This window comes from Trebonia kvetii (assembly GCF_007827045.1).
Classification (GTDB): domain Bacteria; phylum Actinomycetota; class Actinomycetes; order Streptosporangiales; family Streptosporangiaceae; genus Trebonia; species Trebonia kvetii.
Genome location: NZ_RPFW01000006.1, coordinates 240,770 through 254,078 on the forward strand (window position 1 = coordinate 240,770; position 13,309 = coordinate 254,078).

The 13,309-nt window shown below is 69.3% G+C and carries 9 protein-coding genes, 1 tRNA gene and 1 pseudogene; 2 read left to right on the forward strand and 9 right to left on the reverse strand.

Annotated features, from left to right (window positions below; all coding sequences use genetic code 11):
- Nucleotides 1-6: 6 nt before the first annotated feature.
- A pseudogene (locus EAS64_RS29770) lies at nt 7-1,854 on the reverse strand (PAS domain-containing sensor histidine kinase); the annotation flags it as partial.
- A 442-nt stretch (nt 1,855-2,296) separates the two neighbouring features.
- Between EAS64_RS29770 and EAS64_RS29775 the strand changes: the two are divergent.
- On the forward strand, nt 2,297-2,902 hold the full coding sequence (locus tag EAS64_RS29775; protein WP_145858434.1) for a universal stress protein: 606 nt from the start codon (nt 2,297-2,299) through the stop codon (nt 2,900-2,902).
- On the opposite strand, the gene EAS64_RS29780 is transcribed toward EAS64_RS29775, so the two are convergent.
- The 8 genes from EAS64_RS29780 to EAS64_RS29815 form a co-directional block, all read right to left on the reverse strand.
- Nucleotides 2,859-4,172, reverse strand: a complete 1,314-nt coding sequence (locus EAS64_RS29780; protein ID WP_145858435.1) for a protein kinase domain-containing protein — start codon at nt 4,170-4,172, stop codon at nt 2,859-2,861. The two genes, EAS64_RS29775 and EAS64_RS29780, sit on opposite strands and share 44 nt — an antisense overlap.
- A 5-nt stretch (nt 4,173-4,177) precedes the next feature.
- On the reverse strand, nt 4,178-5,641 hold the full coding sequence (locus EAS64_RS29785) for a protein phosphatase 2C domain-containing protein (RefSeq protein ID WP_145858437.1): 1,464 nt from the start codon (nt 5,639-5,641) through the stop codon (nt 4,178-4,180).
- Complete coding sequence (locus EAS64_RS29790; RefSeq protein WP_145858438.1) at nt 5,556-6,374, reverse strand: vWA domain-containing protein; 819 nt, start codon at nt 6,372-6,374, stop codon at nt 5,556-5,558. Before EAS64_RS29790 ends, EAS64_RS29785 begins: the two co-directional genes overlap by 86 nt.
- Nucleotides 6,371-7,939, reverse strand: coding sequence for a hypothetical protein (locus EAS64_RS29795; protein WP_145858440.1), 1,569 nt, complete (start codon nt 7,937-7,939; stop codon nt 6,371-6,373). The genes EAS64_RS29790 and EAS64_RS29795 overlap by 4 nt, the downstream gene beginning before the upstream one ends.
- Nucleotides 7,940-8,001: 62 nt before the next feature.
- Entirely contained in the window at nt 8,002-9,597 is a 1,596-nt protein-coding gene (locus EAS64_RS29800) for a trypsin-like peptidase domain-containing protein (protein WP_145858442.1), read from the reverse strand.
- Nucleotides 9,598-10,099: 502 nt separating this feature from the next.
- Nucleotides 10,100-10,930: an alpha/beta fold hydrolase gene (locus EAS64_RS29805; RefSeq protein WP_187366271.1), complete on the reverse strand. Its 831-nt coding sequence runs from the start codon at nt 10,928-10,930 to the stop codon at nt 10,100-10,102.
- A 292-nt stretch (nt 10,931-11,222) separates the two neighbouring features.
- Entirely contained in the window at nt 11,223-11,906 is a 684-nt protein-coding gene (locus EAS64_RS29810) for a BON domain-containing protein (RefSeq protein WP_145858445.1), read from the reverse strand.
- A gap of 405 nt (nt 11,907-12,311) precedes the next feature.
- Nucleotides 12,312-12,394, reverse strand: a tRNA-Leu gene (locus tag EAS64_RS29815).
- A gap of 91 nt (nt 12,395-12,485) precedes the next feature.
- Here EAS64_RS29815 and EAS64_RS29820 point away from each other — a divergent pair.
- Nucleotides 12,486-13,241, forward strand: a complete 756-nt coding sequence (locus tag EAS64_RS29820) for an FHA domain-containing protein (RefSeq protein ID WP_145858447.1) — start codon at nt 12,486-12,488, stop codon at nt 13,239-13,241.
- Nucleotides 13,242-13,309 lie beyond the last annotated feature (68 nt).

A 13,309-nucleotide genomic window follows, 5' to 3' on the forward strand; every position in this document is an offset into this window, starting at 1 on the left:
TTCCTCGGCGCGCTGCATGGTCAGCCGCATGATCGTGCCGCACTCGGGACGGGTCAGCGCGACCACCGTGCCGTGCTGGGCGATCGCCAGCCGCCTGACGATGTACAGGCCGATGCCGACGCCGCCGAAGCGGCGGCGGTCGCCTGTCTCGCCCTGAACGAACCGCTCGAAGATCCGTTCGTGATCGCCGGGGGCGATGCCGATGCCCTCGTCCTCGACATCTACCTCGATCATGGTCCCAACGGTGCGCGCGCGCACCGTTACGGTGCCGCCCGACGGCGAGTACTTGAAGGCGTTCTCGAGCAGCTGGCCGACGATGATGTCGGTGGCCATCGGATCGCCGCTCGCGAACGGCAGGCCGTCTGGCACGTCGGCGACCACCTGGTGCCGGTCCGACAGCGGGCTGAACGACACGACGGCCGCGCGCAGCAGCGCCGCCAGGTCGAACGGCCCGTTGGTCACCGGCAGCGCATCGGCGCCGGCCCGGGCGCCGAGCAGGAGCTGCTCGACAAGCCTGCCAAGCGAGCCCGCACGCTCGGCGATCGTCCGCACGGCGGCCCGCCGGTCGGCGTCGGACAGCTGCTCCCACCGGCTGGCCAGCGTGGAGGCGAACCCCTGCACCACGGTGATCGGCGTGCGCAGCTCGTGGCTGGTCGTCGCGAGGAACAGGTCCTTGGCCTCTTCGAGTTCCTTGGCGGCGGTGACGTCACGGAAGTCAACGACCTGCTCGCCACCGTCGCCGAGCTCGGTGCACAGCACGTCGATCCAGCGGCCGCTCGGCAGCTTGTGCGTGCGCCGCGCCCCGGGCTCGGGCAGCGGGAACGGCGGCGGCGCGCCCATCGCGTCGCTCGCCGTCATGCCGGTGATCCGGTGCGCGGAGGGATTCCACTGCTTGACGTTTCCCGCCTCGTCGAGCACCGCGATGCCGTCGGCGCTGCCGTCGATGACGGCGCGCTCGTGGGCCCGCTGCCTGACGACCTCTTCGAATGCCATCGCGTTGGTGAGTGCCACCCCGGCGTGCCCGGCGAGCAGTTCGAGCAGTTCGAGCTCGACGTGGCTGAGGGTCCTGCGGCTGTACAGCGCGTAGAGCGCGCCGTAGGGCCTGCCGCCCACGTGCGACAGGCTGAGCGCGATGGTGTGCAATCCGGGCAGCGCGGACCAGATGAGGTCGTCGAAAACGCCCGACTCGCCGGTCGCCATCATCACCGTCTTGCCTGACCGCAGCAGCTCGCCGACCAGGCTGCTGGACAGCGAGGCCACCCGGCCGCGCAGCCGTGCGGGCAGCCCGGCGGTCGAGACCAGCCTGAGCCTGTCCTCCTCGATCAGCACGAACCCGCCCGCGTCGGCCCCGGTCAGCTCGCGCAGGCTGGCGGCGATCCGGTCGAGCACGGACTCCAGGTCGCGCTGCGCGTTCATGTCGGCGACCACGTCGCCGAGACGGCGGACCACGCGGGCACGCTCAGCCATGTAGTGCCTGGCGACGTCGTCCTCGCCGGTCTCATGGCAGATGTTGACCCAGCCGATGACCTCGCCCTCGCTGTCGGTCAGCGCGCTGGTGTCGATGCGGACGTCGAGGATCGAACCGTCTTTGCGGATCCGCCGGGTGGCGAAGGAGATCTGGCCGCCGCCGCGGACCCGCTCGAATACCGCGTTGTGCTCCGCCGCGAGTTCCTCGGGGATCGTGGGCGGTTCAAGGCCGAGCACTTCGGCGGCGGCCCAGCCGAACATCCGCTCAGCGGCCGGGTTCCACAGCATGACGGCACGGTCGGTGTTGAAGGCGACGATGGCGTCGGCCGCCGACTCGATAACCGCGCGCGCGGTCGCGTCTACCCGGTCCCGGTCATCGCGTCCCACAACCTGACCGGAAGGGGTAGGCCCCGTTCCGACCCCCCACGTTGTGTGTGCCTGGTCTGCCACCACATCCTCATGGTGCCACCTGAAATCGCCCAGGTCAGCGAAAGGCCGCGACTTCCCTTCCGCAAGATGCGCCGATCCCGCACGGGGAGGTCTGTTTCCGCCGAGATTTTCGTGGTTCGCGGTGATCAACGTCACGGTTTCGGCCGCTCAGCCGCCGCGAGCGCCGGGTGTGGCAGTCCGGTGAGGGCACGATCGCGATGCGCTACGAGACGTGGTTCTTCCCCACTGCCGCCCTGAGGCCTATAGTTCTGCGAAACGCAGTCGAATATCTCGGACAAGACAGGGCAATCCTTGAGGTACAGCAGGTCTTCCGCTTAACTTGCCGGCGGATACTTGCTATAACAAAACTACCGACCCAAGTGGCCGCGAGGACGCGGAGATGGAAACGCCCGACCTTTCCCCGGAACAGGGCACGCCTGACCAGCGGCGACCAGAGCGCCGCCGTCAGCGGGATGATCTGCGCCAGGAGCCGATTCGGCAGCCTGCGCAGCCCCGCCCCATGTCACTCGCGCATCCCGTCGTGGTGGGGTACAACGGGTCTGCCTCCGCGCGCAACGCCCTCGCCTACGCCGCCGGGATGGCGCGCCGGCTCGGGCGCCCGCTGCTCATGGTCTACGTGACATCGCCTGGCGTTTACTGCGAGCCGCTGACCGGGCAGGTGGTCGGCCTGCTCAGGGACGCTGACTCGCTAGAGCGCTGGCTGCTCACCGAACTCGACCAAGCCGCGGACGCGACCGAACTCGAGGTTCATGTGCGGACGCGACGCGGCAGCCCGGCGCGTGAACTCGCATCGATCGCGGCGGAATTCAGCGCAGACGCGCTGGTGATCGGCGCGCCGAGGCATTTCTGGCACCACCTGGTGGGTTCCGTGCCGAGCTGGCTGGCGCGCAACGCCCGCTGCCCCGTCATCGTCGTGCCGTTATCCTGGTCCGGCCTTCGGGCTATGCCGCGAGAATCCGGCCCTGCGCGTCACCGAAGTCGATGAGCATCGGGCGGACGGCGACGCGGACGCTTGGCGCGACGCGCTTCGGCTCCTCGCCCTCGGGGACCACCGTCCAGATCTTCTCGCTCATGTTCCTGAGCACCACCTTGCCGGGCCGGCCCGGGTGCGGCTCGACCGCCGCCCAGATATTGCGGTAGCCGCGGTCACGGTACAGGTGATGATTCGTCACCAGGGCGCCCTCGGACAGGACCAGGGTCCCGCCTGGCATCTCGAGCCTCGGCGGCACCGGCAGTATCTTGCGGCAGCTCCAGCACCGCTGGTCGGGGCGCTCCTGGTCGTAGAACGCCGCCGCGCCGCAGCCAGGACAGGCGGACACGCTGTCGTGCAGGCTGAGCAGCGCCCGCCGCCAGGTGCCTTCCTTGACCCTGCCGTAGAGCGACGCGTCGTGCAGTCCCACCGTGAAGGCCCTGATGAACACCCGGCGAAAGCTCTGCGGGTAGATCGACCACCAGAGGCTGACCACCTCGCCAGGCGGCGGCCGGTTGGACTCATCGTCGGGATCGAAGGCGAAGAGCGGCGAGACACCGTAGTTCTGCAGCGCGAGCTCGCCGTCGGACGGCCGTTCCCCGTCCCAGCTGTAGGACGCGTCGGTGCGCACGCCCTCAAGCGGATGGCCGTGCATCAGCAGGAAGAAGAGGAAGACAGCGAGGGAGTGCAGGTCGGTCACCGTCGACGGGAGCGCCTCGTCGCGCAGCACCTCGGGCGCCATGAACGGTCCGGTGCCCTTCACCAGCGCCTGGCCGCCGTCGGTGCCGATGTTGTCGATGTCGATGATCGCGACCTCGCTCGCCTCGGGGTCGACCCGGACGTTGCCGAAGCTGATGTCCCGGTAGCACAGCCCGCTCGCGTGCAGCACGGCGAAGGCGTCGGCCAGTTCCCTGCCGAGGGTGGTCACCACGCGGAACGACGGCTGCTCCTGCCGGTTGAGCATCGCGGCCAGCGAGATGAACCTCGGCTCGAGCAGGGGCATGACATAGCCGAACCCCGGGATGTGCGGCGAGCTGACGAGGTCAATCGGCCACACGAACGCCTTGTGCGGCGGCCTGCCGCGCAGAAGCAGGCCGGTGATGGACTTGCGGATGTCCTCCATGTAAGGCCCGGGGCGGTACCACTTCACCGCGAACGGCCCGCCGTTGAGCACCGCCCGATGGACGACGCCGGCTCCGCCCTCGCCGATGCGGTCGCCGACGGTGACCACCGCCTTGCCGCGTTCCATCCGCAGTGTCTGTCCTGGCCGTATCAGCGAGTCCAAGAGGCCTATCCCCCCTGGTTCTGCGTGAGCTGGCCGGGGCTCGCGGTCCCGGCGGGCTTCGATGCCCTTGTCGGGGTGGCCGACGTCCGCCGCTTGGACGGTGCGACGACGGGCGGGGTGGCCGTCGCACGCGGCGCCGGCACGCCGGCGGTGGCCGTGGAGGTGGCCGTCTGCGTCGCCTTGGGGGCCGGACGGGCCGTCTGATTGGTGGCGGGAGCGTGCCCCGACGACTGCGACAGCATCAGGCCCGCGGCGATCGCCCCGGCCGCCACCACCGCGCCGATTCCGGCGAGGGCCAGCCGACGACGGCCGCGCCGCGACTGCGGCGCGGCATGCCGCCCGGGACCGGGTGGCACATTGACGTCAGGTCCCTGGCGCGCTGGCGGCGGCACCGCGGGTGAAACCAGCGCTGGCGGCGGCGCGGCCGGGTAAACAGGGCCAGCCGGCGACGATGGCGGCGCCAGGACTGGCGGGGGCGCCGGCGGCGACACGGGTGGCGGAGCGGCGGGCGGTGGCGGCACTGGCGTGGTTACGGGGGCAGCCATAGTGATGGGGATGGTCGGGGCGGCAGGCACGGTCACCGCGTCCGGGCGGACCGCCGGACGCGCGGCGGCGGCGCGCTGCATGCTGTCGGGGGCGAGCAGCAGGGCGACCGTGGTGTCATCACCGCTTCCGTCCGTCGACGCGCAGCGCTGCGCCCAGGCCGGAAGCTGCTGTGCGAACCAGCCGCCATCGTGCTCGATGGCGAGTTCCGCGATGTCCCCTGCCACGTACGGCTGCCACGGGTCCCTTGCCTGGGCGTTGCCGTACCCGTCGGTGCCGAGCAGCAGGGCAAGCAGCGGCTGGGATCGCAGGTCGTGCGCGGCGGTACGGAAGGAGGCCACGGCACTCGACTGACACAGGCTCGTCGTCCGGTGGCCGTCCAGTAGATCGTCTCCCGCGACCGGAGACCACGCATGCCCGTTCGGCCGGATCGCGACCAGGTCACCGTCGCCGATCTGGGCGCAGACCAGCCAGCCCGCGGCGACAACCGCCACGAGCAGCGTTGAGCCGTAGGGAATCTCCGGACCGTCGCCCGCGCGCTCGAGCGTGCCGAGTTCGTCGGCAGTGTACGGATGGGCGGCGATGTCAACGGCTACCGCGGCCCGCCATTCATCGACGATGGCCTGGGGCAGGGTGTCGCACAGCGCGCCTGCCTCCCCGGCGGTCCACGGCGTGCCGGTGTTCTCGCCGGCGAGTTCCGCGATGACCGTGCAGGCGGTGCGCGTCGCCAGCCGCGATCCGGCGGCGCTGCGGAAATGGCGGTCGTGGCCGTGCCCGTCACCGACGGCGACCACGGTGCCGCCGACCGCGTCAATGATGTGCGACTCGACGCTGTCCTGGTTATCGAGGCCGCGCGCCACGTGCGCCGCACCGCGGGCCGTGCCCACGATGGCCAGCCACGGCCCCTGATCTGTTGCGCTTGTCATCGGATAAGACGATCGTGTCCTGGTTGAAGATGGTGGACGGGATCTCCCCGCCCGGTGGCGTGCCGAACAGCTTGCGCGCCACCGCGCTGCGGTCGGCCCCGGATTCCGACATGCGCGACACCGCCAGCGAGGCGATCACCAGCCGACCCGCGATGTCTTCGGTGCTGTCGGCCACGAGGACGGGAACGCTCGGATCGCCGTTGAAGCGGTTCAGTGCCTCTGACTGGGCATCGCGGCCGATGGCAAGGGAGAGCCGGAGCGCGGCCTTGCCCGCTGGCTGGGCCATCAGGGCCCCAAGGCCGTCCTCGAACACTCCTGGTGGATCGGTCGCCAGGCCATCGGTGATCAGCAGCAGCGCGGGCCGCAGCGCCCGGCGTTCGACCTGCCCGGGAGCCAGCGCCTCGGCGGCCATCCGGAACGCCGGACCCATGTTGGTGAGCCCCTTGTTCACGGTCTGCAGCGGCTTCCACCGGATGCCCGAGACCGGTACCGGGTCCTTGATGTGCCAGCGCGGCTCGGTCGCGAAGGCAATCGCCCGGAGGAACACCTGCGCCTGCTCTTGGTCCTGCTCCCACTCCTCCAGGTGCGACATCATGTCGGCGATCGCGTAGTTCAGCGCCTGGATCTTCTCGCCCTTGGTCGAGCCGGAGCAGTCGGCGAGGATGATGAGGTGCAGCGGCCGCCGGGAGATGCCGCCGCCTGGCATCCGGGAGTAGGAATCCGCAGGGTTCATGCCGCGTCGACCCTCCACCACTCATGCAGCTGGCTGAATGACCAGCTCTTGGGCGCCTGCACGATGATGAACGTGTTCTCTGTCGGGTACGTCCATACGTACACGCCCTCGCCCTTGCTCGCGGTGAAGCACTCGAGCACCTGGCCCGCACGTGACGGGAAGTTGTTGTTGTTCCACTCGATCGGGCCGGCCTGCGACTGACCGCTCGGCGGCGGGCATGACTCGGAGCTTGACTTGCCGAATTTCGCCCAGGCGTTGTAGTTGGCCCAGGCCTTGGCGAAGTCGCGGTTGTTGTCGACCTGATAGCCGAAGATGTCGCCGCCTGCCATGTCGGGAGCGGTGCAGTCGAGTGCCCGCACCAGTCCGGGGTTCGTCCACGGGATGTCCGTCTGCGTCGAGCACTCGGTGCTGGCGTCCGCGATGTCGGTGGGCAGCAGGACCTTCAGCGGCTTCACGCCCGCCGCGAGCGAGGGCCCGGCCGGCCGGGTCGTGCTCGGGACAACCGGAGGCGTAGTGCTGGGAATGACGGGCGGGGTGGTGCTCGGAATGACCGCCGGGGTGGTGCTGACGACCACCTTGGGGCCCGCCGACGGCTTCGGTGTCGCCTTCGAGAACGGGAAGGTCTGCGCGACGGCCGCGATGACCAGGTAGAGCACGATGATCACGGCGATGGTTCCGCCGAGCAGCAGCCCTCGCCGCGGGCGCCGCGGCCCGCTGCCGCCGACGGACGGCCACGGCGGGCTTCCCGCGCCGCTGGACGGAGTCGGCCAGGGCTGTGCCTGGCCCGGCTGTGCCGGGCCGGGTGGCGCGGGCTGCTGCCACGCGTTCTGCGGCTGCGGCGCGGGCTGCGCGGGCGGCGCCGCGGCGGCCTTCGCCCATGGATCCTGGATCGACGCCTGCGTCGGCTGCTGCCATAGGTCCCCCGCGGACGCCGGGGCCGGCGGCCAGGGATCCTGCGGTGGCGCGGCGGGCGGCACCGCGGCGGGCGGCACCGGGTTACGCGGTGCGGCGGGCGGCGGCGGCGCCGGCGTGAACCGGGGGGCGGGCCGCAGGTCAATGCGGGTTTCTCCCCCGGAGGACGCGGCCGGAGTGAACGACGGCTCAGACTTGGCCGGCGGCGGGGGAACAGTGGGAAGCGGGGCAACAGGCGGCGACTGCGGCGGCGCCACCGTCTCCGTCGGGGTAGGCGCGAGCACCTTGTGCACGACGGTCGGCGCCGCCTGCGGCCGTACCTGGTAGCCGAGCGCCTGCGCGTACTCGGTGCTCACCCAGATGCTGGCGGCCGGGTCAAGCAGCCTGTTCTCCGTCAGCGAGCGCGCGACAAGAGCGATCGCCGTCTCCACGTCCAGGTGCTGGCCCTCGACGTGCTGAGTGAGTTCGGCGGCGACGCCCGCCTCGGCCGCGGCGACAAGCAGGCTGCGCTCGCGTGGCATATCGGGCAGCAGGTCAGTCACCAGGTTGCCGAGGATGCGCGGGTCGCCGAGTACACGCGCGCCGTAGCTGCTGACGGCGGTGCTCAGTGCCTCGTGTGCCTCACCGTTCGCGTCGAATGAGTCCCCGCTCATTGGATTACCTCCGGGCCTCTGTCTTCGCGTGCCGCAGCACGCGTCTTGATCCGCATGTCTTGCTACGCCCCGACGGTCACCGAGGTGGCCGTCCCGATCGGGGCCAGGCTTGGACCGCCGTAGAGCTGAATGTGATAGGTCCCCGATGGCATCGACCCGAGCCCTAGCTGCTCGGCGGATACCTGGATCGCGAAGCAGCCGCTGCCGGACTTCGCCGCGAGCTGCGGCAGGCCGTCGGTGGAGTCGGTAACTGGCGAGCCGTCTGGCAGCTCAACGAGCAGGGCCAGGTCGAGTCCTGACGGAACCCCGCTGAAGTCCGCGCCGAACACGGCCGACGCCGATGGCGCGACGGACGTGCCGCCCGCGCATGCCCCGTGCTGGCTCGCGCCGATGCCCGCGCCGCCTGACCGCTCCGCGCCGGTGCGCTGCACCAGGTACTTGCTGTGATACGCGGCGCCGTCCCTGGCCGCCGCGATCAGCGTCCGCGCCTCGGTGACTGACCGCAGCCGCCACGACAGGTCGCCGCCCTCGCCGGTCACCTCGAGGCTGGGCACCCCGATCAGCTGCCCCGCGTTGCTGACCGCGGCGCCGCCCGAGTTGCCGTGCGCCAGGCGCGCCGTCGTCTCGAGCTCGAAGCGGGGATCGAGTACGTGTCTGAGCGGATCGGGCACGAACGTCGAGATGACACCGCTGGTGACGCTGATCGAGTCGGAGTCGGCCACGCCGGGGAAGCCGAGAACGGTCACCGGCTGGTCGAGCTGGACCGCCGCGTCGTTCCCGAGCGCGAGGTACGGCAGGTGCAGGCTCTTCCCGTTGACCGGGGTGCCGCCGCTTGTGGCGTATATCTGCACGACGGCCAGGTCGAGGTAGCCGTCGACGGCCACCGGGCGCGCACGGTACGCGGCCTTGACCGGTGACGAGGGACCGGTGGTCAGCTCGACGGTCAGGTAGGGCGGGTCCTGCTCGAGCTGGCTTCCCGGTTCGCCGATCGCCACGGCCAGACCGGCCGCCTGCGGCTGTGCGACGTGCGCGTTGGTGAGGATGAGTCCGTCGGGGGCGATGATCGTCCCCGAGCCCCAGCCCGTGTACGAGGACTGCGACCCCTGAAGCAACCGGACCGTGGACGCTTCGGCGTGCTGCAGGGCGGATGCCGGCAGGGTGCTGCCCTGCGGCGGCCTGCCGCTCGCGGAGGGTGACCCGACCGTGGTCAGGATCACGGCGGCGATGCCACCGGACACAGCGGCGCCCGCGGCCACGATGACGGCCATCCGCGCGCGGCCGCGGCGCAGCCGGCGGTCCCTGTTGTGCTCGAGCTCGGTGCTGCTCAGCGGCGGCGTGATGCCGAGTTCCTCGCCAGTCGCCGGATCGCCGAGCCGCAGCGTCACCGATTCCGTGATGCGGAGCGGACCGCGCAGCCGCTTTCCGTCAAGGAAGGTCCCCCGTCGGGATCTATCTATATAGGTCGCGCCCTTTTCATCGGAGACGATCAGGCCGTGCGTGTCCCTGGACACGAGAGGATTTATCGAGACGAGTTCAAGTGTCGGATCACGCCCCACCCGGATTTGCATTCCCACGGGAAATATGCGCTGCTCGCGCCCGATCCGCGCGACGACCACCGGCGTCCGCGCCTGACCGTCGGCCGGCTGCTGCGGCATCATGCGAACACCAGCCTCACCGCATGTCCAATGCGCTTAGCGCACACGTCCCCCACGCCGCTCCAAGTCCCGCTCCGCCCCGCCCCAGCAGCCGCGCCCAGGCCTAATCACGCATTAGATATAAATCAATCCGCCTAGGCCGCCGCCGCTCCCAGGGACATACCTATTTTTCAGCGCCATGGTACGCCCTGCGGCGATATTTAGTAACCGGTAAATGGCCCGCATTCCACACACAAATCATCACCACTACTCAACAGCAATCGCCGGTATAGCTCAGCACCGGTCCCGTAGGCCCAATAACCCATGAACGTAAACTTGCACGCACGTGAATAAAGTGACGGAAACAACGTGGTGTGAACGAAGCAACGGCCGCGTGGCCCGAGCCAGTCCTATCCGGCTCGACGGCCAGCGGCCAGCGGCCAGCGGTAGCCCCGCATTCGCGCGGGGTCGTTGCCCTACGTATTAGCCCGAACGGGTGCGTGCTTCGCCCGTTCCGCCGCGCCATTCACGTGCTGCTGGGGAGTTCATCGAGGAACCGGGTCAGTACCTCGTTGACCGCGGCCGGCTGCTCCATATTGATCATGTGCCCGGCGTCAGCCACGACGTGATACCTGGCGCCGGAGATTCGGCGGGCAAGCACCGCGGACATGTCAAGGAATCCGGGCACATCGTGCTCGCCGACCAGCACGAGCGCCGGCACGTCCAGCTGCTCGAGCACGTCGATCGGCCGCTGCCCTTCCTCCTCGTGCGGGTCGCGGCCGATCCAGTGCTGGCCCGGGTAGGCCGCCACCATGGCCGTGAGCTGGTCGCTCACCTCGGCCAGCTTCCTGGCCGGTGCGAACAGCGGATGGGCAAGCCAGGCCGCGCGGCCTGCCAGCAGACCGCGGCTCATCGCCATCTCGCCGGCCAGCCTGATCGCGGCGAGTGATTCCGGGTCCCAAGGAACGCCGTCCAGTACCGCGTCCATCATCACCAGGCCGCGTACCCGTTGCGGAGCGGCCAGGGCTGTCTTCAGCACCACCTGGCCGCCAAACGACAGCCCGGCGAGCACGGCCCGCCCGATGCCGAGGTGATCGAGCAGTGCGAGCAGGTCACCGGCGTGGGTGTAGCCGACGGCGGGATCAAACGGGCCAGAACTACCGAAACCCCTGCAGTCGTACCTGATCACCCGGTGCCGCGCGGCCAGGTGCGCCTCCTGCGGCTCCCACATGCGCATGTCGAGCCCGAAGCCGTGCACAAGCACCACGGCGGGCCCCTCCCCGGTCACCTGATAGGCCAGCCGGGCACCGGGCAGTGCAAGCACCTCGCAGCCACCGCCCGCGACCTCAATTCCCATCCCCGCATTGTGCCCCGCGGCCACGGCCGTCACATCGGTACGCCACCCGCTTTTCGAGCGGCGCCGTAAGACAGCCGCCAGCCCCGATGGTTGCTCCGGCAGGCTCCGGTGTACTGACCCACAGCGCCAGCGGCCGGGTAGCGAACCGCAGCGGTGGGCTGAGCCGCCCCCTAGTCTCATCACGCCAGCCGGAACCGAAATCAATCCGATTCCACCCTTGTCAACGGCACGCGAGTTGTGTCAGAGCCAGAATTCACGTGCCGTTGACCAGGTCCTTGGCGGCGGGTGCCGGTCAGCCGGTGACTACCAGCTCATCGCGGACGTTCCTGACGCCAATGCCGTACCAGGCGGCGTCGATCACCGCATCATGCTCGGCCCAGGTGCGGACATGCCCAGTAAGCGAGACGGTACCGTCGCTGGCGCTCACCAGGACGTCGCTGTCATCGGCGATCAGCGCGTTCCGGTCGAGGGCATCCTGGACCAGATCGGTCACGTCCGCCGCTTCCATGTCGGTGTAGATTTCAATGTCGTCGACGATGTTGCGCACGCCGGTCAGCCCGGCGACGGCCCGCTCGGCGGCGTCCCGCTCGAAGCGGTTGCTCACCATGCCGGTCAGCCAGACATCGCCGTCGCTGGCGCTGGCCTCGACGGTCGTCGGTACGGTGACCGTCATCGTGAGCGCGTTGTTAGCGGCCGTGGTCAGCACCACATCATCCCGGTAGTCGGTCGCCGGCAGCACCACCATCAGATGGTTGTGCACCCTAGTGACGCCCTGCACCCGCTTGGCGGCTGCTGCCGCCTCCCGGTACTGCGGGTAGCTAGACACCGTGCCGCTGAGCGCCACGTCCCCGTTCATGTTCTTCACAGTGATGCCTGCCGCATCCACCAGTATGTCGAAGTCCAGTTCTTTCTGGACTGCTTCGCGGATGTCCTTGGCCGTTTTGGCTGCTTCGCGGATGCCCTTGGGCGCTGCCACGGCGGGTCCCCTTCCTGCCAGGCGACTATTGTCACCTCGCCGTGTACCCAACGGCGTCAGCCGGCAATCTTGCTGCTGGTGCTTCTCAGCTCACTGCAACCAGGCGTCCAGCGCGTCGAACTCGACCGCCGTCGCCGCGCGCGGCGGGGGCGCGGGCGGCTGCGCTCAGGGTGGCGACGGCCTTCCTCGATGGTCGGGGCTTGCTGGTACAGGTACCGGTAACGCTTGGTTATCGGATCCCGGCCTACTGGGACGGCTACCTCGTACCCCGCGCCGTGCTTGCGGATGTGCCCTTGCGGTTAGCACATGCCAGCACCATGCGCCCATTGGCAAAGGTGACGGCGGCTACTTCGGGTAGCCCCGGAAGTACGAAGCTGGCCCGCGTTTGCGCAGGCCAGCTTTCAGTGGGCGAGGAGGGATTTGAACCCTCACATCCTTTCGGACACACGGACCTGAACCGTGCGCGTCTGCCGTTCCGCCACTCGCCCGAGCAAGGACGACTTAGGTTAGCACGGCCGCGAACGTGCTCGTACCGCAGATAACATCGGATGCGTAACAGGCCGAAGGGAGGCTCGACGGGTGGGCGTTCTTCAGCGCTTCGAACGACGGCTTGAGGGCATGGTTGAGGGGACCTTTGCCCGGGTCTTCAAGTCCGAATTGCAGCCGGTCGAGGTAGCGAGCGCGATCCAGCATGAGATGGACGAGCGAGCTGCGATCGTCGCACAGGGTCGCACGCTGGTGCCGAACGACTTCGTTGTCGAGATTGCCCAGACCGACGCCGAACGGCTTGACATCCTGGTGGAGAGCCTCAGCCTGGAACTGGCCACGCTGGCCAGAGACCATGCCAGAGAGCAGGGCTACTCATTTGTGGGTCCGGTGCGGATCCGGTTCGAGGGCGTGCCCGAACTCGCGACCGGCATGTTCCGCATCAGATCCGGCGTGATCCGCGGGCACACTGTCGAGGCGGGCGAGGTCCGGCAGCCGGTCAGCGACCTGCCGCGGTCTGGCGGCACTCAGTTCCCTGGCAGGCCGCGCCTGGTCATCTCCGGGTCGTCTCCGGGAACCGGCCTCGAGGCGGGCAGCACCTATGAGCTGCAGACCCCGGTGACCCTGCTTGGCCGTGGCACGGACTGCGACCTGCGGATGGTCGACCCCGGGGTATCCCGGCACCACGCGGAACTGCGAGTCGAGGACGGCCAGGTCGTCCTTGTCGATCTTGGCTCGACCAACGGGACCTTCGTGAACGGCCAGCCGGTGCGCCGTGTCGCCCTCGTAGACGGCACGAACGTCACGCTCGGCCGGACCACGATGATTTTCCGTCAGGAAAGGTATTGATCAGGCCGCGACCAGACGGGCGCCCAGAAGACCAAGGAGTGACTACCCTTAGGGCAGCCAACCGATTG